Raw genomic sequence first — 22,578 nt, forward strand, 5'->3', positions numbered from 1 at the left:
GTGTGATTTATTTTGATTTTGTCCTGTCCGAGCGCAGTGAGTTACAAAATCAAAGTAAATGATACCAAAGCTTCAAGGCTATCATCATCGAAAAGGGAACAATCCATGTCCCCTTTAATTAGCAATCAAAACAAGAAATCAGTTCTTATTTTTTCAGCTCATGAATCACTGGAAGACCTTGGCCTGCTTCAAGCTCTTGAACATGCCAATCTAGACCAATTTCCGGCATAGTTGCTAGGAACGGATCTGGATTTAGCTGTTCCATGTTGAACACGCCTTTATCAGCCCATTCGCCACGGAAGAACTGAAGTGCAGCGGTAATCGCTGGAACACCAGTTGTGTAAGAGATCGCTTGGTGCTCTACGTCTTCGTAAGCCACTTCGTGGTCTGCGTTATTGTAGATGAATACGCTACGCTCTTTACCATCTTTCTTACCTTGAACCCAAGTACCGATACACGTTAAACCAGTGTAACCCGGAGCTAGAGATGTTGGATCCGGTAGTAGTGCTTTAAGAACATGCAGAGGCTGAACCACAGTACCATCGTGCAGTGTTAGCGGATCTGGGCTAAGAAGACCGATATCACGCATGCAGTTGAAGTAGTTCAAGTATGCATCACCAAAGCCCATCCAAAATTCGATACGCTTAGCTGGGATGAACTCTTTCATTGAACGAACTTCATCGTGCGCCATTGAGTAAACTTTGTGAGAACCACAGTTCGGGAATTCAAACTCAAGCATACGAGAGTGACAAGGTACTTGTTTCCACTCTTCATTTTCCCAGTAGAAAGAATCGCCTTGGATCTCAAGCATGTTGGTTTCTGGGTCAAAGTTTGTCGCAAACTTCTTGCCGTGGTCACCAGCATTCACATCCATTACATCAATTGAGTCAATCTCATCGAACAAGTGCTTAACCGCGTACGCAGCAAAGATTGATACCACACCAGGATCGAAACCAGCGCCAAGAATACCTGTGATGCCCGCTTCTGCGAACTTCTCACGATAACCCCATTGCCAATCATAAGCTTGTGGTACTTGCTGGCCTTCAGAACATAGGTCAACCGCTACCGATGTATCTAGGTAAGAGACTTTAGTTTGGTAACACGCTTCCATGATTGCCATGTTTACCCAAGGAGGACCAGCGTTGATAACAAGATCTGGCTGAACTTCTTTAATCAAAGCAACAAGCGCATCAACATCATCAGCGTCTACTGAACGTGCTTCTAGTTTCTTAGTTGAATCTTTAAGGTTGTTTTTGCCCTTGATAGATTCGATGATTTTTTCACACTTCGCGATGGTACGAGAAGCGATTGTGATATCACCCAGTACTTCGTTATTTTGTGCTGCTTTGTGTGCAACAACCCAACCAACGCCGCCTGCACCAATTTGTAGAATAGCCATAGTTTTAATTACCCTTGTTGTTCTGCTAGCTCAATAGCTAAAGTTTGAATTTTGTTAATTAGAGATTTGAAATCTGATGTCGTTAAGCACGGATTCAAGATTGTAAATTTCAGCGCGCTTTTACCGTCGACGACCGTTTCGCCAAGCACGGCAACACCACGAGTCAGAGCTTCCAGTCTTAACGTTTGATTCAGTTTGTCTAAATCTAGCTCGCCGTTTGCTGACGGCTTAGATCGGAACAGCACTGTTGATAGTGACGGCTCTGCGAGTAGCTCTAAGTCAGCTTGGTTTTGAATCAGGTCTGCCACTTCTAGCGTTTGCTCAAGAAGATGGTCGTACATATCACCCAACTGCTTTGGTCCAACGCTTTGCATCGTCATGAAGACTTTCAATGCATCAAAACGCTTGGTGGTCGCAATAGACTTATCGACAAGATTTGGCAGCTCATCGTGCTCGCGATTCAAGTAGTCTGCGTGATGCAGTAGGAACTTAAAGTTCGCTTTGTCTTTCAGCAACACAGCACCACAGCTGATTGTTTGGAAGAACAACTTGTGGAAATCAACGCTCACTGAATCCGCTTTCTCGATGCCTTTCAGGCGAGCTTTATGGCTACTTAAGATAAGCGCGCCACCGTAAGCACTGTCGACATGGAACCAAAGATCTTGCTGACTTGCGATTTCTGCAATCGCATCAAGGTCATCGATAGCACCATGATCGGTTGTGCCCGCAGTACCAATCACAGCAAAAGGAATCAGACCTTGTGCTTTCAGTGCTTTCACTTCTGCGTCTAGCAAGTCAGGCTTGATAGTGCCGTTTGCATTGGTATCAACACAGCACACTGCCGCTTCGCCTAGCCCTAGTAGAGAGGCTGACTTTTGAACCGTGAAGTGAGATTTCTTTGAACATAAGATACGCAGTTTGCTCGCGTATTCTGGTAAGCCAAGCTTTTGGATAGAATGACCATTGTGCTTATCCGCAACCCAGTCTCTCGCAAGCAATAAACCCATTAGGTTACTTTGCGTGCCTCCGCTAGTGAAAACACCGTCAGCTTGTGCGCCAAGTTGGTATTTGTCACACATCCAATCCACAACGCGCTGCTCAACATAAGTCGCAGCCGATGCTTGGTCCCATGAATCCATTGATTGATTCAACGCCGCGATAATCGATTCCGCTGCTACCGAAGCCATAAGAGGAGGAGTGTGAAGGTGTGCAATGCAATCTGGGTGTTGCACGAAGATGGAGTTTGCAGCGACAAGGTCTGCAGTACTATCTACAACATCAACCAAAGCGTGTTGATTGTTATCAAGGTCGACAGCATTGATAGCTGCTTCTAGCACTTTAGGATCTAAACCCGAATAAGGGGTTTCAACCTGTTCAAAAACCGCTTTCATCGCTTGAGTGGTTTGGTTCATCACGTTAGCAAATTCGTCGCTACCGCCTAAACCTGTATGGATGAAATGCTTGTTCCATTCTTGGTTTGCTTGTTCGCTTGAAGCTGGGTCTTGTTGTAAGCCACCGCCCGCTGCGATGATCGCTTCTTCCATTACGCGGAGTGCAAAGTCAATCTGCTCAAAAGAGATAATCATTGGCGGAAGGAAACGAATTACCGAGCCATCACGACCACCCTTTTCAACCATCAAGCCACGCTCTAACGCTGCTCGTTGAATCGCTAGGGTTAGTTCGCCGTCTGATTGTGGTTCGCCAAACTTGTTAAGCTCACCATTTGGTTGTTTGATCTCAGCACCGAGCATCAGGCCTTTACCACGAACTTCAGCAATACAGCTAACGCGTGATTGAATCTTCTCAAGCCCGTGACGTAAATATTGGCCTGCGATGTTCGCGTGCTCAACTAAGCCATCTCGTTCGATGATCTCCAACGCCTTAGCGCCAGAGACCATTGCTAATTGGTTACCACGGAATGTACCGGTGTGCTCACCCGCTTTCCATGTATCAATGCTCTTATCGAACACAAGCAGCGACATAGGCAGTCCGCCACCAATCGCTTTAGATAAACATAAGATATCTGGATTAACACCAGACTCTTCAAACGCAAATCGATGGCCAGTTTTGCCCACACCACACTGAATCTCATCAAAAATCAGTAGGATGCCGTGCTCATCACAGATGCGACGTAGGCCTTGTAACCAAGATGCTGGAGCAGGAATCACACCGCCCTCACCTTGCACAGGCTCAACGATCATCGCCGCCGGTTTCATGATGCCAGACTCGTCATCATTCAACATACGTTCGATGTAACGAATGCTCGCGTTAGCACCCACTTCACCACCAATACCAAACGGGCAGCGTAGGTTGTATGGGAAAGGCATGAAGTGCACATCAGACATCAAGCCGCTACGACGCTCTTTAGTGCCGAGGTTACCCATCATACCCATGGTGCCGTTCGTCATACCATGGTAAGCACCACGGAAAGCAAACATGGTGTTGCGACCTGTGGTTTGCTTGGCGAGCTTGATCGCCGCTTCCACAGCGTCAGCGCCAGATGGGCCACAGAATTGAAGAACCGAGTTATTTGAAAAGTCTTGAGGAAGAAAAGCTTTAACTCGCTTGATAAACGTCTCTTTTGCTTGAGTCGTGATATCAAGTGTTTGGTATGGCAAACCAGAATCGAGTTGGTCTTTAAGTGCTTGGTTAATCTCAGGGTGGTTGTAACCCAGAGAAAGTGTACCTGCACCGGCTAAGCAATCGAGAAAGAGTTGGCCACGAGTATCTTCAACTAAAGCGCCACATGCTCGTTTAATAGCAATAGGCAGGCGTCTTGGGTAAGAGCGAACATCCGACTCATGCTGTTCTTGTTCTAGCAAAATAGCGTCAGGTGTTAGGTCGTACGTTCCCTCTAAGATAGGAACCATAGTTGAAAATGAATTTGCGATAGTATTGATATCGACTTCAAAGGCGGTAGTCATAAAAGTCCCCTTGAATGTGTTCATACTCACCTCCATCAGACGCAATTACCTACCAACTCTCGTTAAATTTGGAGAGAGTTCATAGTGAAGTACACGTATTGTCTAGAAATGAGATATAGCTGTACGCTCGCATAAGTCAAATGACGAATACGAAATTAAGCCGTCTTAAGACAGCGATAAATTGTTAGCGTGAGCTCAAGGTTCAGTAATGCTACTGTTTTGAAGAATTGGACATTTTTGCAGGATCGGGCAGCTATGAGGAGCTGGTCCCTTTGGAAATGCAGAGCTGATTAGCAATGTTGTAATTAGTGTGTTCAATGTTGGGTTTCCCATTAACATGGCGAACTGCGCCATAAGTATCCCGTCTATCAGCTAAAGGACTAGCCAATACCTACCCTACGTAATGTCCCAATCAGCAAGAATGGTCACTACGCGTATCCCCCAGAAGCAATCGTTGCTCTTCTTGAACATTGTTCATTCCGAGATTGCGCGGAAAAGTAACATAAAGTGAAATGAACGATCAATAGTTTTTAATAATAGCTTGATAAATAGCAGTGGTGGCTAAGCAATTGCTGTAAATATCGTCAACACTATCGTTTAAGAAAGAGCTCCCCTGTTCATTCGTTCCTCGAGCCCAAGGCTGACGAGGCAGGTATACAGGCGGCGTTAGTGATAGCTTCGAGGCTGTGGCATCTTTTCGTCATTCCCTAGTACGAGGAACGAGTTCATAGGGAATCTCGCTTTTAAAAACTAACTTATCTAAACGAACTTGATTGCGAAATTTTGAGATAGAGATAGAGATAGAGATAGAGATAGAGATAGAGATAGAGATGAATTCTAAGTGAGGGCTCGAGCAAGCAAAGTACTTACACGCAAAAGCTAAACCACAGAAACCAAAAAGCCCGAACATTTCTGTTCGGGCTTTTTAATTTGGAGCGATACATCGGGTTCGAACCGATGACCTCAACCTTGGCAAGGTTGCGCTCTACCAACTGAGCTAGTATCGCATTTGCTTTATCGATATAAAGACTTTAATAGATGGTGCCCCGGGCCGGACTTGAACCGGCACAGCGCGAACGCCGAGGGATTTTAAATCCCTTGTGTCTACCAATTCCACCACCAGGGCACGCAATTCTTTATTGCGATGCCGATTACTGAAAAGTAAAACACCATCTTAATGCTGACGCCAATCAACATTACAAAATTTGGAGCGATACATCGGGTTCGAACCGATGACCTCAACCTTGGCAAGGTTGCGCTCTACCAACTGAGCTAGTATCGCATTTTCATTCAAATTCTTTCTAGAAGAAAGAGAGAATGGAGGCGCCTCCCGGAGTCGAACCGAGGTCCACGGATTTGCAATCCGCTGCATAGCCACTCTGCCAAGGCGCCTTAGTAACTCCAATCGAATCGCTCATTGCCATCCTCTTGGGTACGGGATGCATTCTACGGATTCAGACGATTGAGTCAATATTATTTTTGTATTTTTAATTCGTTTGAATAGATTTCATACGAAACAGGCCAAATAGCTGACTTTATGTTCAAAACACACTGTGAGCGGGTTATTCAAAGGAGATCTATATCACATTAGATATCCACTATTGATAACTTAACCTTAGGTTAAAGATCAAAAAAAGCGAGCCTCAGCTCGCTTCTTCATCAATGATGTTTTTCGTCTAACAAATCGTCTTTGGCAGCCATCAAGTATTGTGCCATTGACCAATAAGTAAGAACGGTGGCGACATACAGTGCAATGTAACCTACCCACACCATCCAGTCGTCGTATCTCCAGATAAGTACCCAAAGAGCGAACATCTGAGAAACCGTTTTGACTTTACCAACCCAAGATACCGCAACACTTGCGCGTTTACCGATTTCAGCCATCCATTCACGAAGCGCTGAAATGATGATCTCACGAGCAATCATGGTCACGGCTGGAATAGTTATCCAAATAGAGTGGTAATGCTCTGTAATCAGGATAAGAGCCGTAGCGACCAACACTTTGTCAGCCACAGGGTCAATGAAGGCACCGAAGCGAGACGTTTGCCCTAACTTACGAGCTAGCATGCCATCTAGCCAATCAGTGAAACCGGCTACCCAAAACACCATCGCAGCAGCGAAAGGAGCCCATTGATAAGGTAGATAGAAAACGACAACGAATACTGGGATCAAAAATAGTCTCAGTAAGGACAAAATGTTAGGTATATTCAAACGCATATTATTGGGCTCTTATTAATTGCGCTTTAATGGTGCGGGATTTTTACTATTGTTTCAATGCTTGATAAATGTTTTCTGCCAAAGAATGACTAATGCCCGGCACTTTGGCTATTTCTTCGACAGTTGCACGCTTAAGTTCTTGTAAGCCACCCATATATTTCAGCAAAGCTTGACGACGTTTAGGTCCTACCCCTTCAATTCCTTCCAAAGCACTGGTTCTGCGCGTTTTACCACGTTTCGCCCTGTGCCCTGCAATCGCATGATTATGGCTCTCATCACGAATGTGCTGGATAAGATGCAGCGCTGGTGCATCGCTAGGTAAATTAAACTCTTCACCTTCAAGGGTTACCAAAGTTTCTAAACCCGGTTTACGCGTCACGCCTTTCGCAATACCCATCATTCTTGGTCTAAACGGCCAATCACCCCAATATTGAGAAATGATCTCATGAGCGCGGTTTAGCTGACCTTTACCACCATCGATAAAGATGATGTCTGGGATCTTGTCGACATCGAGTTGCTTCGAATAACGTCTCTCAAGCGCCTGAGCCATCGCTGCATAATCATCGCCACCTGTAATGCCGGTGATGTTGTAACGACGGTACTCTGGTTTAACCGGGCCTTCTTGATTGAACACCACACACGACGCAATCGTGCTTTCACCCATGGTATGACTGATATCAAAACATTCCATGCGCTTGATAGCATCCATCGACAGCACTTCTTGGAGCTCTTTGAAGCGCTGATTAATCGTCATCTTGTGATTAATCTTGGTGGTAATAGCCGTCAATGCATTGGTATTAGACAATTTAAGGTAACGACCTCGAGTACCTGAAGGGTTGGTATTGAAGTGAATCTTACGACCCGCTACTTCACACAAGGCTTCTTGAATCGGTGTGACATCTTCCATCAAATCGGCATTGAGAATCAAACGGGTTGGGATGGTTCTCGCTTCACTATGCGCAAGATAGTATTGGCTTAAAAAGCTCGAAAAGACCTCTTCTCGCACCGTATTGTTGGGAATTTTAGGGAAATGGCTTCTACTGCCTAAAACCTTGCCTTGGCGAATCATCAAGATATGAATACACGCTACGCCATTCTCTTGAGCAAATCCCAACACGTCCATATCTTCCATTGAATCGTCAGATACGTATTGTTGTTCTTGCACACGTCGAATCGCTTGGATTTGATCACGGAAAGCGGCAGCTTGTTCAAAACGAAGCTCACGGCTTGCCTTGTCCATTTTGTCGATGAGCGTCTCAAGGACTAATTTGTCTTTCCCTTGCAGGAACAGACGAACGTAGTCGATAAGTTCACTGTACTCTTCATCAGAGATGATTGAGCTAACACATGGCGCAGCACAACGACCAATCTGATACATCAAACACGGGCGCGTTCTATTGGCATAAACCGTATCTTCACACTGGCGGGCAGGGAAAATCTTTTGGATTAGGTGTAGCGTCTCACGCACAGCGCCGGAATCAGGATAAGGACCAAAGTATTCGCCCTTTTTCTTCTTAGCACCACGGTGCATCGACAAACGAGGATGCTTGTGACCGCTAATAAAAATATAAGGGTACGACTTATCATCACGCAAAAGTACGTTGTATTTAGGCAAGTACTGCTTGATGTAGTTGTGCTCAAGAATGAGCGCTTCTGTTTCCGTGTGCGTTACAGTGACATCGATCTTGTCAATATTACTAACTAGAGCGCGTGTTTTTTCACTGTCGACTTTTTTACGGAAATAACTGGAAAGGCGTTTTTTGAGGTTCTTAGCTTTACCGACGTAAATAACGGCAGCCTCGGCGTTATACATTCGATAAACGCCGGGCTGCTCTGTTACTGTCTTGAGGAATGAGACTGAGTCAAACAAGTTGGTCACTATACGATCTCAGTATTAAAGGGTCTCAGTGTCTAACATTCCATGTCTAATCGCTAAATGCGTCAGCTCTACATCGCCACTGATATCCAGCTTGCTGAACAAACGGTAGCGGTAACTGTTGACTGTTTTAGGACTTAGATTGAGTTGTTCTGAAATATCCGTCACTTTCTGACCTTTGGTAATCATCATCATGATTTGAAGTTCACGTTCAGATAAGTCTGCGAATGGATTTTCAGACGCAGGAGAGAATTGGCTCAAAGCCATCTGCTGCGCAATTTCTGGTGAAATGTATCGTTGGCCACTGTTAACCACTCGAATTGCATTTACCATTTCATCCGGACCTGCCCCTTTAGTAAGGTAACCAGCAGCTCCAGCTTGCATCACTTTAGTTGGAAACGGATTTTCCGTATGAACAGTTAAAACGATGATTTTAACATCAGGGTTGAAACGCAAGATTTTCTTGGTTGCCTCTAAGCCACCAATACCAGGCATATTCATATCCATCAAAATAACGTCAGTATTGTTAGTACGACACCATTTTGCAGCATCTTCACCGCTTTCAGCTTCCCCTGCTACGTTCATTCCACGGACGTCTTCAATAATACGTCGTATCCCTGTGCGAACCAGCTCGTGATCATCTACAAGGAAAACATTTATCAAACTTGTATCTCCACACTATTAATTGGCTCTGCAACCACTGTGTCATTTCATCTGTTTGAAACAATTGAACAAAGGAACAGTGGATCGCAGCATTGAGTACATCTTAACTTAATTACTAAAAAAAAGCTCTGTTGAATATGTGCTGAAACACGAACTTTAGCAAGTACTTATTAACAAATAAGCTAACTAAAACAACAAGCTTTTTCTAAAAATCAACCAGTTAAAACAACACCCAATAAAATTACATAAGATAAAGATATTTTCAATACCATTGAATAACCATTCGCGACAATTTCACTTATTTGCTTATAGAGTCCCGTTATTTGCCTCTACTAACTAGAATTTAGTTAGTATTTTTACTGCCTTTTGTGCGCAGAGGGTCGCTAGATGGTAGTATTCGATTCCCCATTTCAATAGGTTACTACATTGGATATTCAGCAAGGCTTTGTACTCACAAGACAAGCAAGAGATTTTTCAGGGCGCACACAAATCGACTTGTGGTTAAGCACCCCTCAAGGCCCTACTCTGCTGACGATTCAAAATGAAAAACCGGTATTTTTTGTCGCTCAATCTGACGTTGAGGCATGTCAGGCAATCGCAGCGAAAGAGTCGATCGATTGCCAATTTAAGCCTCTAGAATTAGCCACATTCGAGCAAACACCTCTCGCCGCGTGTTACACCTCACTGTCGAGAAGCAGCTTTGGTTTAGCGCAAGCCTTTCACAACGAAGAAATCCAAACCTTTGAAAGCGATATTCGACTCGCCGATCGATTCTTGATGGAACGTTTTATCAAGGGAAGTATTGAGTTCACCGGATCTGCTGTGCAAAAAAATCAGCATCATCGAGTCTCAAACGCAAAATGCCGAGCAGGTGATTACTTACCCAGTCTATCTGTGGTCTCGCTTGATATTGAGTGTTCGGAAAAAGGCGTGCTTTATTCAATTGGCCTAGACAGCCCGATGGACAGCCGAGTAATCATGGTCGGCGAAGCACAACAAGCTGAAACCAATATCCAATGGGTTGCCAACGAGAAAGCGCTACTTGAAGCCATGATAGCTTGGTTCTCTGAATTTGATCCTGACATCATCATTGGCTGGAATGTTATCGACTTCGATTTTAGGCTGCTGCACAAACGTTCAGAATGGAACGAAGTGAAGCTCAACATCGGCAGAGACAACCAACCGAGCTTTTTCCGCAGTTCTGCTCAAAATCAGCAAGGTTTTATCACGATTCCGGGGCGCGTTGTCTTGGATGGTATTGATATGCTCAAGACAGCGACCTACCACTTCCGTTCTTGGTCTCTTGAGTCGGTATCGCAAGAGCTGCTTGGGGAAGGCAAAGACATCCATAACGTTCATGACCGTATGGATGAGATAAACCGAATGTTTAAGTTCGATAAACCCTCACTCGCTAAGTACAACCTTCAAGACTGCGTACTGGTAAACAGCATCTTCGAGCACACTCACCTACTCGACTTCGCGATTGAGCGCTCGCGACTGACTGGTGTCGAGCTTGATCGTGTTGGCGGTTCTGTTGCTGCTTTTACTAATTTGTACCTACCACAGATACACAGAGCGGGTTATGTCGCGCCTAACTTAGAGCCTGAGAACTGGATTGCTAGCCCCGGTGGTTATGTGATGGATTCAATTCCCAACCTGTACGACTCTGTATTGGTGCTCGACTTCAAGAGCCTATACCCATCAATCATCCGCTCGTTCCTGATTGACCCTATGGGGTTAATCGAAGGATTGAAGCTGGAACTAGGCCCTGAAGAAAACCAAGCGGTCGAGGGTTTTAGAGGCGGTCAATTCCACCGTTCAAAGCACTTTCTGCCAGAGATGATCGAAAACCTATGGGCTGCACGTGATGTGGCGAAGAAGAACAACGAGAAGGCGTTCTCTCAAGCGATTAAGATCATCATGAACTCGTTTTATGGTGTGTTGGGTTCGTCTGGTTGTCGCTTCTTTGATACTCGCCTAGCCTCGTCGATCACCATGCGCGGTCATGAAATCATGAAGCAAACCAAGGTTCTGATCGAAAACAAAGGCTATCAGGTGATTTATGGCGATACCGATTCAACCTTCGTGTCTCTGAACGGCAGCTATGATCAGCTAAAAGCAGACGAGATCGGGAATGAACTTGTCACTTACATCAACGATTGGTGGACGAATCACTTAAAAGAAACCTACAACCTAACCTCTATACTCGAATTGGAATATGAGACTCACTATCGCAAGTTTCTTATGCCAACCATTCGAGGTTCAGAAACTGGCTCGAAGAAGCGCTATGCCGGTTTAATCAATCAAGGCGACCAAGAGAAAATCATCTTCAAAGGGCTTGAGAGTGCAAGAACAGACTGGACGCCGTTGGCACAACAGTTCCAACAAACCTTGTATGAGATGGTGTTTCACGATCAAGATCCAACCGACTACGTCAGACAGTTTGTTGATGAAACCTCTGCTGGCAAACATGACGATTTACTGGTTTACCAGAAGCGTCTGCGTCGTAAGCTACATGAATACCAAAAGAACATTCCACCGCAGGTTCGTGCAGCTCGTATGGCCGATGAAATCAATGCTCAGTTAGGGCGCCCTCTTCAATACCAAAACAAAGGACGTATTGAATATTTGATTACTCTGAGCGGCCCTGAGCCTAAAGAGTATTTAAAGAGTGGTATTGATTATCAGCATTACATCGACAAACAGATTAAACCCGTCGCTGAAGCTATCTTACCCTTCATCGGGTTAGATTTTGAGAGAGTCAGTGGACAGCAATTAGGTTTATTCTAAGATTATTGTCGAGGTTTCATCAAAACAAAAAAGCAGAGGAATGTTCAATTCGCTCTGCTTTTTTATATCGATAGATTAAGAAACTCTATCCGATTCTAAACTCGGTTTTCTGATATTGCTTAACTAACCACTCACCAAAGCCATCAAGAATACCGATCACCGAACGTTTAGGGATCGGTCTACCTGAGAGTAAAATACCCAACCTTTGAATTTCGACTTCTCTATCTGGGTGATACTTCAAGAACTGTTGACCACACTCTACAGGATCATCGAACCAATACTTATCGCGATACATCACCAAAGAGTAACTCGCTCGCAGAAGCTTCTTGGCAATGATCACTTGTGCGGCCACTTGTTGTTCTGGCGTTGTAGCTCGGGCAATCTTGTTGCGATACACCGCTAACCAGTTTTCCGCATCCATATTCCAATGCTTGGCAATTTCCCAACTCGTTTCAAAATCACCATAGCAATCTGATAAGTCTTCACCATGCACACACACGGCTAAATGCTTGAGCATAAAACCCCAAGTGAAGATATTGTCGAAATCGACTATCTCACTCACTAAGGTAGTTTTTATCGCCACTTGAGTTACCTGCGGGAAGCTCTTTTGGAAACGCCATTTGATGGTGTTCAACAAAGTGGTTCGTTGGTCAGGAAACGGTCGATGGGTCACCACAACCACATCTAGATTGGAGCGACCGAAGACGGCTTGCTTACGAGCCACACTGCCATAAATATAAATACTGTGCAGATTAGATCCTAACCCACCTTTTAGAAAGGTAATCAGATCGTTAACCACAGGTTGAAATTCAGGTTGAAAAGGCTGTGTTGGGTCAATAACGGGTAGCTGCATAGGTCGTTTCGGTAAATAAAATAATGATTTAACTATAACTCTATGATCGCCTAGGTGACTTTATGATTCAAGCTATTCCTATTTATAGCATCTCCGAGATATAATCAGCGGATAGACCCACTAAGGACAAACACAAAATGCCTAGAGCAAGTGAAATTAAAAAAGGTTTTGCTATCACAGTAGAAAGCAAAACAGTGATCGTTAAAGATATCGAAGTAACAACACCAGGCGGCCGTGGCGGCCAAAAGATTTACCGCTTCCGTGGTAACGATGTAGCAACTGGCGTTAAAACTGAAGTTCGCCACAAGGCTGACGAAATTGTTGAAACTATTGACGTAACTAAGCGTGCAGTAATGTTCTCTTACGTTGATGGCAACGAGTACATCTTCATGGACAACGAAGATTACACACAATTCATCTTCAACGGTGAGACTATCGAAGACGAACTACTGTTCATCAACGAAGAAACTCAAGGCATGTACGCGATCCTTATCGACGGCAACGCTGCAACGCTTGAGCTACCAACATCTGTTGAACTAGTTATCGAAGAGACTGATCCTTCAATCAAAGGTGCATCAGCGTCTGCTCGTACTAAGCCTGCTCGTCTTTCTACAGGTCTTACTATTCAAGTGCCTGAATACATCGCGACTGGCGACAAAGTAGTAGTAAACACTGCTGAACGTAAATACATGAACCGCGCAAGCTAAGATACTTATTATGACCGAAGCTAACGACCTAATGTCTTATGACGACGCAATTGACACTGCATACGACATCTTCCTAGAGATGGCACCTGACAACCTAGAGCCTGCAGACGTGATTCTTTTCACTGCTCAGTTTGAAGATCGTGGCGCAGCAGAGCTTGTTGAAACTGGCGATGATTGGGTTGAACATGTTGGCTTTGAAGTCGACAAAGAGATCTACGCTGAAGTGCGCATTGGTCTTGTGAATGAAGCTGATGACGTTCTAGACGACGTATTTGCTCGCATGTTAATCAGCCGTGATCCAGAACATAAGTTCTGTCACATGCTGTGGAAACGCGACTAATACCGCTGTTGACGCTCATCTGCATGAGTAAACAAGTATTCATGTAAGCGAGTTAAAAGTTAGCCGAGCCCATTGCTCGGCTATTTTTATCACGCTATTTTCCATCGTGATTCATCACTTTCATCATCAACGTTAGATTCACTGATTATGACCAAAGCAAAAACAGACACACAATCAAAAGGCTATGCCTGCATTGGCCTAGTTAACCCAAAGACGCCAGAAAACGTAGGCTCAGTGATGCGAGCAGCTGGCTGCTACGGCGCCAACTCTGTGTTTTACACTGGCACACGCTACGACCATGCGCGAAAATTCCATACCGATACCAAAGAAAAGCACTTAGCCCTGCCTTTGATTGGTGTTGAAGAACTGAAAGATATTATTCCAGTAGGCTGCGTGCCGGTTGCTGTTGATCTGATTGAAGGTGCTAAGCCTCTACCTGATTACAAGCACCCACCACGTGCGTTTTACATTTTTGGCCCAGAAGATGGCACGCTAAAGAAAGAAATCACAGATTTCTGTCGTGAGACGATTTACGTTCCGACCAACGGCTGTATGAATCTAGCGGCATCAGTGAATGTTGTGCTTTACGACCGACTGGCGAAAGGCGATAACTTTTCGAATCATAAGTAAAAGAAACGAGATACGAGATACGAGCAGATTATAGATGCGCCTACACGAGATAAGAGATGCGAAGAGCATGCTTACTGCCGATTATGGCAGTATGTTTTCGATACTCGATTACTCGCATCCCGAATCTTTTATTTCTTCTAGACGTAAAAAAACCTGCTCAATGAGCAGGTTTTTTAGTATTCAGTGCTTTTAGCTAATGAAGCTTTACGCGCAATAAATTACGTAATTACTGACGTGTTCTTGGCTTAGCTGGTTTAGCCGGACGACCGTTGTTCAGTTTAGGCTTACTTTTGTTAGCCTGAGGTTTGCCTTTGTTTGCAGCTGGAGCGCTACGACCTGAATCAGGTGTTGTAGTACCGCGAGTTGCAGGCTTCTTACGCTTAGTTTGGTTGCTACGGCCTTTTGGTGCGTTTGCACGCTCTTCGTGACGCTTAACAGCGCGACGAATTTTTTGGCTACGAGAACGCTCACGCTTACGAGAAGTGTTTGAAGGATCAAGATCCAACAGTGTCTCTTTCTCAGGCTTAAGCTCAACAAGCTCACGCAAGTAGTTAACTTCTTGAAGATCTAGCTCTTTCCAACCGCCACGAGGCAGTTTCTTATCAAGGTAGATATCACCGTAACGTACACGTTTCAGGCGGCTTACTGTTGTTTCTTGTGATTCCCAAAGACGACGAACTTCACGGTTACGACCTTCGTTAATCGCTACATAGAAAGTATGGTTCATACCTTCACCACCAGCGTAAACAACATCTTCAAAACGAGCCATGCCGTCTTCTAGTTGTACACCACGAGTAACGTTTTTAACTTTTTGCTCAGTCACTTCACCGAATACACGTACTAGGTACTCACGCTCAACCTGACGGCTTGGGTGCATTAGACGGTTTGCAAGCTCACCATCAGTAGTGAAAAGCAAAAGGCCTGATGTGTTTGCATCAAGACGACCAACTGAAATCCAACGAGAACCACGGATCTTAGGTAGACGATCGAAAACAGTACGGCGGCCTTCAGGGTCGTGACGAGTACAAAGCTCACCTTCAGGTTTGTAGTAAGCAAGTACACGACAAACCACTTCTTCAGAAGCCTTGCCTGAAACAGTATGGCCATCGATACGGATCACTGAGTTCTCGTCTTCAAGACGCTCGCCCAGTTTCGCAACTTGACCGTTAACACTTACACGACCAGATTTGATTAAACCTTCTAGTTCACGACGAGAACCGTGACCAGCTCGCGCTAAAACCTTCTGTAATTTTTCGCTCATTTACTCTTTTCTACCTAATTGTCGTCTTCACAGACGTCGAATGAATTTTTCGCGACCAAATCGCGGTCGCGTATTATCGCAAATAACCTGCCAAAAAGCACTTGTTATTTACTGTGGCAGGTTTGCTGTATCGTTACAGAATGTTAATCAGTAAAGCGATTATTCAAACGGCGCAGGATCGCCAGCACCACGACGTAGAACCACGGCATCATCGTCACTGAAGTCAATAACCGTCGTCGGTTGCTCACCTAAGTAACCGCCATTCAAAATCACATCAACCGCATGCTCTAGGCTGTCACGAATTTCTTCTGGATCCGACTCCGTAGTCTCGTTACCCGGCAGAATCAGAGACGTCGACATTAATGGTTCACCCATCGCTTCCAAAAGGTCGAGTGCAATCTTGTTGTCTGGGACACGAATACCAATCGTTTTACGCTTGGCGTTCATCAAACGCTTTGGCACTTCTTTGGTTGCTTTAAAGATAAACGTGTAAGCACCTGGTGTATGTGCTTTCAGTAGACGGAAAGCCACGTTATCGACGCGTGCATACAGTGATAATTCAGAAAGATCACGACATAACAAGGTGAAATTGTGCTTGTCATCGATGCGACGAATTTTACAGATACGTTCAAGTGCTTGTTTGTTTTCAAGCTGACAGCCCAGCGCATAACCGGAATCTGTTGGATAAACCACAACGCCGCCATTGCGAATAATCGCAACCGCTTGAGTAATTAAGCGTGCTTGTGGGTTATCTGGGTGTACATAAAAAAACTGGCTCATTGTTGATCCTCGTTATCGAATCTCTCGACTCTATCATCAGAAGGAGCTGGCTCACCTAAAGACTATTCAGATGGTGAAACCGTTTGAAACTCCCAATCTTTCCATACTTCCTCGACCCCAGAAGGTAGCCAGAGATTGCGTCCAAGTTCCATCCACGGAGATGGGTAATGGAAATCACTGCCTTGGGAGGCTAATAGTTTGTATTGTATAGCATAATCCGCGAGTGTGCGTCTTTCTTGTTGCGCTTGCTGAGGTTGAGCTACTTCCATCGCATCCCCTTTCGCTTCAACAAATGCCGCTAGCAGGCGCTTAACCCACTTGGCTGTAAGGCCATATCGCCCAGGGTGAGCGAGCACGGCTTGTCCACCAGCAGCATGAATAGCCGTGACAGCATCACTCATTGAACACCACGTTGGCGGCACATAACCTGGGTTATTGCGAGTAAGAAACTTTTTAAACACCTGCTGCATGGTTTTTGCGTAGCCGTTATCGACTAACCACTTAGCAAAGTGAGCGCGAGTAATAGGCGCATCACCCGCAATCAATTTAACTTCTTCTAGTACCCCTTCACGAGTCGCTTTCTCAAGACGTTGAGCAATCATCTCTGCACGTCCAATACGGTGTTGCTTCTGTTGTTCAATGAGCGCTTTGAGTTCTGGTGACTCAGGATCAACGTTTAACCCAACAATATGGATATCTTTGTTTTGCCAAACAGTCGAAATCTCAATGCCGTTTATCAACTGAATAGGAAGGTTGTTATCCGCAATGTAGCTGCGTGCTTCAGCAAGCCCATCAGTCGTGTCATGATCTGTAATCGCTAGCGCTTCGATGTTAAAGCCAAGCGCTCGGTCAATTAGCTCAGGTGGAGTAAGTCGGCCATCTGAGGCTGTTGTATGACTATGTAGATCAATTCTCATATATTCTTTTTCATTGTTTTCAATTTTTATCGTTATATTTGTGTCAACACACTTGACCCGCAAGCAGAAAACTAGTTAACTAGTACACAAATACGAAGTATCACATTTGATAGGTTCACCATGTTACAAGAATTTAACCAAAACCATAAAGATAAAGTTTTAGAACTTTCTTCAGTAGAAGCAAGTTCAGAGCTTAATTGGTGGCGCACTTGGACAAGTTCTTGGTGGGCTAACGTGTACTTCTAATTAAACAGTTTGTTTATAAAAAAGTTATCACTAAGCCCGCTTTAATAGCGGGCTTTTTAATTTGTCGAACATCTCACATTCAACTGACTAACAAATCATCGAATTGACCATATTCTAGATTGGGTGAAAGGTATCTTTATGCGACTATGTACGGCAGGAAATTTAAAGAATCATAAAGGAGGTCTTGTGAACAAGGCCATTGAAATCAAAAAGCTGGGAACCATTGAGGTCATCAATTCCTCAGTTCCTTACTCGCAAGATCCAACCAGCGTTTTTCATACTTTGTGTGAAAACAAAACTGATAGTCTTTTGTTGGAATCTGCCGAGATTGAATCTAAACAGAACCTGACAAGCCTACTCCTTATCGACTCTGCTGTTCGCATCGTATGTCGCGGACATGAAGTAACCTTTCAAGCATTGACTGAAAACGGTCAAGCGCTTATCGAACATCTCACTCAAAACGTGAAAGCAGAAATTAAATCTGACCTTACTGATAACGTTTTGACGCTGACTTTTATCGAACCAAGCAACGAATTAGACGAAGACTCACGTTTAAGAGAAGCCTCTTCATTCGATGCACTGCGTTTGGTTCAGCACAGCTTTGAGCAAGACGCGGATAACAAACACGCATTATTCATGGCGGGCTTATTCGCTTACGACATCGTGGCAAACTTTGAGCCACTAGGTGATGCTGAAGCAACCAACAATTGTCCTGACTTTGTATTCTACGTAGCTGAAACACTATTGCGTTTCGATCACCAAGAGAACGAAGGCCTACTTCACGCGAGCTTATTTGCTCAAGATGACAACATCAAAGCGCAATTAACTGACCGTCTAGCCGACATTCAAACTCAGTGTCAGTCCCTGAAAGCCATCACTGAAGTAACGCCGTTAGACAACGTTGAAGCTGTACCAAGCGTTTCAGATGAAGACTTCTGCCAAACGGTTCGTGATTTAAAAGAGTACGTAGTTAAAGGCGATGTATTCCAAGTGGTACCTTCACGCCGCTTTACTCTACCTTGCCCTGCTCCACTGGCGGCTTATAAAGAACTCAAACAAAGTAACCCAAGCCCTTACATGTTCTACATGCAAGACGAGTTGTTTACTCTGTTCGGTGCTTCTCCAGAAAGCGCTCTGAAATACGAGACAGAAACCAACCAAATCGAGATCTACCCGATTGCTGGTACTCGTCGTCGTGGTAAGCGCCCTGACGGTCAAATCGATTTCGACCTAGACAGCCGTATCGAGCTTGAACTGCGTACCGACAAGAAAGAAAACGCCGAGCACATGATGCTAGTTGACCTAGCGCGTAACGATGTGGCACGTATTGCCGAAGCTGGCACTCGCCACGTAGCAGACTTACTGAAAGTAGACCGCTACAGCCATGTAATGCACTTGGTTTCTCGTGTTGTTGGTCAGCTCCGTGAAGACTTAGATGCTCTGCACGCTTACCAAGCTTGTATGAACATGGGCACGCTAACGGGCGCACCAAAAATCCGCGCAATGCAGCTTATTCGAGACGTAGAAAAAACGCGTCGTGGTAGCTACGGTGGTGCAGTCGGTTATCTAACTGGTGAAGGGACTCTAGATACTTGTATCGTAATTCGCTCTGCTTACGTTGAAGATGGCGTGGCACAAGTACAAGCAGGCGCTGGGGTCGTATTTGACTCAGACCCACAAGCAGAAGCCGATGAAACTCGCGGCAAGGCACAAGCGGTTATCTCAGCGATTCAAGCTGCACACACTAAAAGCGCTGCAGTAAATCAGAACACATCAAACAAGAAGGAGTCGTAATCATGGCTGATATTGTATTCATCGATAACTTCGACTCATTCACTTACAACCTTGTAGACCAGTTTCGTTCATTAGGTCACAGCGTAAAGATTTACCGTAACAACATTCCGGCAAAGGTTGTTGAAGCTGCGATCAACGAACTAGACAACCCCGTTGCACTGCTTTCGCCAGGCCCTGGCGCTCCAGCAGATGCGGGCTGTATGCCAGAGCTAATTCAGCTTCTAAAAGGTAAAGTACCAATGATTGGTATTTGCTTAGGCCACCAAGCGATTGTTGAAGCCTATGGCGGCACCGTTGCAGGCGCTGGCGAAATCATTCATGGTAAGGTGTCGATGATGGAACACCAAAACCATGCGACTTACCAAGGCTTACCTTCGCCACTGGCTATCGCTCGCTATCACTCTTTAGTGGCAACGCATGTATCTGATAGCCTAACGGTGACAGCTGAAGTCGATGATTTGGTGATGTCTGTGGTTCAAGAACAAGACAAGGTGTGTGGATTCCAATTCCACCCTGAATCAATTATGACGACCTACGGTGCAACGCTTCTAGCAAACGCTATCGAATGGGCTCTTGAGAAACCTCTTCGCCTTGAAAAGACTGGAAAATAGGAAACGATCATGGAACAGATTAATAAACTTTACGAACAGCAGTCTCTTACTCAAGAAGAAAGCCAACAATTGTTTGATGTGATCATCAAGGGGGAACTTGACCCAATCTTGATGGCTTCTGCGCTGACTGCACTAAAAATCAAAGGCGAAACGCCCGATGAGATCGCTGGTGCGGCGAAAGCACTGCTTGCGAATGCAAACCCGTTCCCTCGCCCTGATTACGATTTCGCAGACATCGTTGGTACAGGTGGCGACGGTCACAACACCATTAATATTTCGACGACTTCTGCATTTGTTGCCGCAGCGTGTGGCTTAAAAGTCGCGAAGCACGGTAACCGCAGCGTATCGAGCAAATCAGGTTCTTCTGACCTATTGGATTTGTTCGGTATCAACCTAGCGATGACAGCAGAAGACACGCGTACGGCTGTTGATGAACTTGGCGTAGCGTTCCTATTTGCTCCGCAGTATCACGTTGGTGTACGTCACGCGATGCCTGTTCGTCAAACCATGAAAACGCGCACTATCTTCAATATCCTTGGCCCACTGATTAACCCAGCTCGCCCTAACATCGAGCTAATGGGTGTTTACAGCAAAGAGCTTGTACGCCCTATCGCGGAAACCATGCTGCAAATGGGCATGAAGCGCGCGGCGGTTGTTCACGGTAGCGGCCTTGATGAAGTAGCGATTCACGGCGAAACCATGGTTGCTGAAATCAAAGATGGCAAGATTCACGAGTACACAGTGACTCCGGCTGACTTTGGTTTGAACACTCACCCTCTTGAAGCGATTAAGGGCGGCGAGCCAGAAGAGAACAAAGCCATCACAACTGATATCCTGACGGGTAAAGGCACTGATGCTCAAGTTGGCGCAGTGGCAGTCAACGTAGCTCTGCTGATGCGTCTATTTGGTCACGAAGACCTAAAAGCCAACGCTCAGCAAGCGATTGACGCGATGAACTCTGGCAAAGCGTACGAGCTTGTACATAAGCTTGCTGCACACGCCTAACGAACGACGAATTGAGACAAAGAACATGACACAGACTACCGATAAACTGTCGACCCACGTTTCAGTCAAAGAAGCTGAAATGGCGGAAGTATTAGCAAAAATCGTTCGTGATAAATACCAATGGGTTGAAGCGCGTAAGCAGACTCAACCATTAGACGAGTTTAAAGCGTCACTAACTGCAACAGACCGCAGCTTTTATGACGCTCTGAGCGGAGAACAAACGGTTTTCATCACTGAATGTAAAAAGGCCTCTCCGTCAAAAGGTTTAATCCGTGACGAGTTTGACCTCGACTACATTGCTTCTGTTTACAACAACCACGCAAACGCGATTTCTGTGCTGACAGACGAGAAGTACTTCCAAGGTGACTTTGAGTTTTTACCTAAAGTTCGCAGCATTGCTAAGCAGCCTATCCTGTGTAAAGACTTCATGGTTGATACCTACCAAGTGTATCTAGCTCGTCATTACTCAGCTGATGCTATCTTGTTAATGCTATCGGTATTAGATGACGAAGAGTACAAAGCGCTGGCGGAAGTCGCTCACTCACTCAACATGGGTGTATTGACCGAAGTCAGCAACGAAGAAGAGCTTCACCGTGCAGTCGCTCTAAACGCTAAGGTGATCGGCATTAACAACCGTAATCTTCGTGACCTTTCGACTGATTTGAACCGTACTAAAGAGTTGGCGCCGCTGATTCGCGAACTGGCTCCAAACGCAGTTGTGATTTCAGAGTCTGGCATCTACACACATCAACAAGTTCGTGACCTTTCAACGTTTGCAGATGGCTTCCTAATCGGTAGCTCTCTAATGGCAGAGAAGAACCTCGAGCTTGCGGTACGCAAAGTAACACTGGGTGAAAACAAGGTGTGTGGTTTAACTCACTCTGACGATGCAGCAAAGGCTTATCAAGCTGGTGCGGTATTCGGTGGTCTGATATTCGTTGAAGCATCTAAGCGTCATGTGGATATCGAAGCGGCTCGTTTGACTATGAGCGGCGCACCTTTGAACTACGTGGGTGTGTTCCAAAACCACAGCGTTACTGACGTTGCGAAAACGGTTTCTGAGCTAGGCCTGTTCGCTGTGCAATTGCACGGTGATGAGTCTCAAGCGTTTGTCGATGAGCTAAAACAGTCACTACCTGAAAGCGTTGAGATTTGGAAAGCTTACGGTGTTTCTCCCGATGCTGAGAGCTCGCTACCAGAATTACTGGAAAGCAACGTGACTCGTCACCTGCTAGATACTAAAGTGGGTTCTCAAACTGGTGGCACAGGCCAAGTGTTCGATTGGAACCTAATCAACAACCAAAGCGCAATCATGTTGGCGGGTGGCCTAAACCCAGAAAATGCTAACCAAGCCGCTAAGTTGGGTTGCTTAGGATTAGACCTAAACTCTGGCGTTGAATCCGCTCCAGGAAAAAAAGACGCAGACAAACTGCAACGTGCTTTTGCAGCGATTCGCAATTACTAGTCCAAACTCGGCGCTAGAAATTAGAAAGCAGAAACTAAAAACATATTTGTGAGCTTTGCCTTTTGCGAAGCTCAAACAAGATTAAATGACTTGGTGTGAA

At 45.2% G+C, this 22,578-nt stretch carries 18 protein-coding genes, 4 tRNA genes and 1 other annotated feature; of the genes, 9 read left to right on the top strand and 13 right to left on the bottom strand.

Annotated features, from left to right (window positions below):
- Positions 1-145 precede the first annotated feature (145 nt).
- From AB4583_RS00440 to uvrY, 9 genes are all read right to left on the bottom strand, one after another.
- Positions 146-1,399, bottom strand: a complete 1,254-nt coding sequence (locus AB4583_RS00440) for a carboxynorspermidine synthase (RefSeq protein ID WP_017069176.1) — start codon at positions 1,397-1,399, stop codon at positions 146-148.
- Positions 1,400-1,407: 8 nt separating this feature from the next.
- Positions 1,408-4,347: a pyridoxal phosphate-dependent class III aminotransferase gene (locus AB4583_RS00445; protein WP_372116019.1), complete on the bottom strand. Its 2,940-nt coding sequence runs from the start codon at positions 4,345-4,347 to the stop codon at positions 1,408-1,410.
- Between the two features lie 907 nt (positions 4,348-5,254).
- Positions 5,255-5,330, bottom strand: a tRNA-Gly gene (locus tag AB4583_RS00450).
- A gap of 32 nt (positions 5,331-5,362) precedes the next feature.
- Positions 5,363-5,449: transfer RNA gene (locus AB4583_RS00455), tRNA-Leu, on the bottom strand.
- 80 nt (positions 5,450-5,529) lie between these two features.
- Positions 5,530-5,605, bottom strand: a tRNA-Gly gene (locus AB4583_RS00460).
- 36 nt (positions 5,606-5,641) lie between these two features.
- A tRNA-Cys gene (locus tag AB4583_RS00465) sits at positions 5,642-5,715 on the bottom strand.
- A gap of 267 nt (positions 5,716-5,982) precedes the next feature.
- Positions 5,983-6,540, bottom strand: coding sequence for a CDP-diacylglycerol--glycerol-3-phosphate 3-phosphatidyltransferase (gene pgsA, locus AB4583_RS00470; RefSeq protein WP_017061490.1), 558 nt, complete (start codon positions 6,538-6,540; stop codon positions 5,983-5,985).
- Between the two features lie 46 nt (positions 6,541-6,586).
- Positions 6,587-8,419, bottom strand: coding sequence for an excinuclease ABC subunit UvrC (gene uvrC, locus AB4583_RS00475; protein WP_029235668.1), 1,833 nt, complete (start codon positions 8,417-8,419; stop codon positions 6,587-6,589).
- Between the two features lie 15 nt (positions 8,420-8,434).
- Positions 8,435-9,079 (bottom strand): UvrY/SirA/GacA family response regulator transcription factor, encoded by a 645-nt coding sequence (gene uvrY / locus AB4583_RS00480; protein ID WP_004729778.1) that lies wholly within the window; start codon positions 9,077-9,079, stop codon positions 8,435-8,437.
- 426 nt (positions 9,080-9,505) lie between these two features.
- On the opposite strand from uvrY, the gene AB4583_RS00485 reads away from it, so the two are divergent.
- On the top strand, positions 9,506-11,869 hold the full coding sequence (locus AB4583_RS00485) for a DNA polymerase II (protein ID WP_372116020.1): 2,364 nt from the start codon (positions 9,506-9,508) through the stop codon (positions 11,867-11,869).
- Between the two features lie 85 nt (positions 11,870-11,954).
- On the opposite strand, the gene AB4583_RS00490 is transcribed toward AB4583_RS00485, so the two are convergent.
- Entirely contained in the window at positions 11,955-12,722 is a 768-nt protein-coding gene (locus tag AB4583_RS00490; RefSeq protein WP_017069981.1) for a hypothetical protein, read from the bottom strand.
- A 137-nt stretch (positions 12,723-12,859) separates the two neighbouring features.
- Here AB4583_RS00490 and yeiP point away from each other — a divergent pair, with 137 nt between their 5' ends.
- The 3 genes from yeiP to AB4583_RS00505 all read left to right on the top strand — a co-directional run bounded on the left by yeiP (position 12,860) and on the right by AB4583_RS00505 (position 14,399).
- Positions 12,860-13,429, top strand: coding sequence for an elongation factor P-like protein YeiP (gene yeiP, locus AB4583_RS00495; RefSeq protein WP_017055115.1), 570 nt, complete (start codon positions 12,860-12,862; stop codon positions 13,427-13,429).
- A 10-nt stretch (positions 13,430-13,439) separates the two neighbouring features.
- Complete coding sequence (locus tag AB4583_RS00500; RefSeq protein ID WP_004741258.1) at positions 13,440-13,769, top strand: HI1450 family dsDNA-mimic protein; 330 nt, start codon at positions 13,440-13,442, stop codon at positions 13,767-13,769.
- A gap of 147 nt (positions 13,770-13,916) precedes the next feature.
- Positions 13,917-14,399 (top strand): RNA methyltransferase, encoded by a 483-nt coding sequence (locus AB4583_RS00505; protein ID WP_017061495.1) that lies wholly within the window; start codon positions 13,917-13,919, stop codon positions 14,397-14,399.
- Between the two features lie 226 nt (positions 14,400-14,625).
- Here the strand turns inward: AB4583_RS00505 and rluB are convergent, their stop codons facing one another.
- The 3 genes from rluB to rnm all read right to left on the bottom strand — a co-directional run bounded on the left by rluB (position 14,626) and on the right by rnm (position 17,357).
- Positions 14,626-15,660 (bottom strand): 23S rRNA pseudouridine(2605) synthase RluB, encoded by a 1,035-nt coding sequence (gene rluB, locus AB4583_RS00510; RefSeq protein WP_017055112.1) that lies wholly within the window; start codon positions 15,658-15,660, stop codon positions 14,626-14,628.
- Positions 15,661-15,819: 159 nt separating this feature from the next.
- Positions 15,820-16,440, bottom strand: a complete 621-nt coding sequence (locus AB4583_RS00515) for an L-threonylcarbamoyladenylate synthase (RefSeq protein WP_009848751.1) — start codon at positions 16,438-16,440, stop codon at positions 15,820-15,822.
- Positions 16,441-16,502: 62 nt separating this feature from the next.
- Positions 16,503-17,357: an RNase RNM gene (gene rnm / locus AB4583_RS00520; RefSeq protein WP_048659601.1), complete on the bottom strand. Its 855-nt coding sequence runs from the start codon at positions 17,355-17,357 to the stop codon at positions 16,503-16,505.
- A 120-nt stretch (positions 17,358-17,477) separates the two neighbouring features.
- On the opposite strand from rnm, the gene AB4583_RS00525 reads away from it, so the two are divergent.
- The 5 genes from AB4583_RS00525 to trpCF all read left to right on the top strand — a co-directional run bounded on the left by AB4583_RS00525 (position 17,478) and on the right by trpCF (position 22,478).
- Positions 17,478-17,603 (top strand): trp operon leader peptide, encoded by a 126-nt coding sequence (locus AB4583_RS00525; RefSeq protein ID WP_009848753.1) that lies wholly within the window; start codon positions 17,478-17,480, stop codon positions 17,601-17,603.
- Positions 17,550-17,664 (top strand) — a sequence feature (Trp leader region). (Overlaps the previous gene by 54 nt.)
- Before the next feature lie 125 nt (positions 17,665-17,789).
- Positions 17,790-19,397: an anthranilate synthase component 1 gene (locus tag AB4583_RS00530; protein WP_017070758.1), complete on the top strand. Its 1,608-nt coding sequence runs from the start codon at positions 17,790-17,792 to the stop codon at positions 19,395-19,397.
- Positions 19,398-19,399: 2 nt separating this feature from the next.
- On the top strand, positions 19,400-20,008 hold the full coding sequence (locus AB4583_RS00535) for an aminodeoxychorismate/anthranilate synthase component II (protein WP_017063544.1): 609 nt from the start codon (positions 19,400-19,402) through the stop codon (positions 20,006-20,008).
- Between the two features lie 9 nt (positions 20,009-20,017).
- Positions 20,018-21,013 carry an anthranilate phosphoribosyltransferase gene (gene trpD, locus AB4583_RS00540; RefSeq protein ID WP_372116021.1) on the top strand — a complete coding sequence of 332 codons (996 nt, stop codon included), beginning with the start codon at positions 20,018-20,020 and terminating at the stop codon, positions 21,011-21,013.
- A 25-nt stretch (positions 21,014-21,038) separates the two neighbouring features.
- Positions 21,039-22,478: a bifunctional indole-3-glycerol-phosphate synthase TrpC/phosphoribosylanthranilate isomerase TrpF gene (gene trpCF / locus AB4583_RS00545; protein ID WP_017067403.1), complete on the top strand. Its 1,440-nt coding sequence runs from the start codon at positions 21,039-21,041 to the stop codon at positions 22,476-22,478.
- Positions 22,479-22,578: the final 100 nt, after the last annotated feature.

The sequence above is a fragment of the Vibrio sp. 10N.222.49.C12 genome (assembly GCF_041475025.1).
In the GTDB taxonomy this organism is placed as follows: Bacteria; Pseudomonadota; Gammaproteobacteria; order Enterobacterales; family Vibrionaceae; genus Vibrio; species Vibrio crassostreae_C.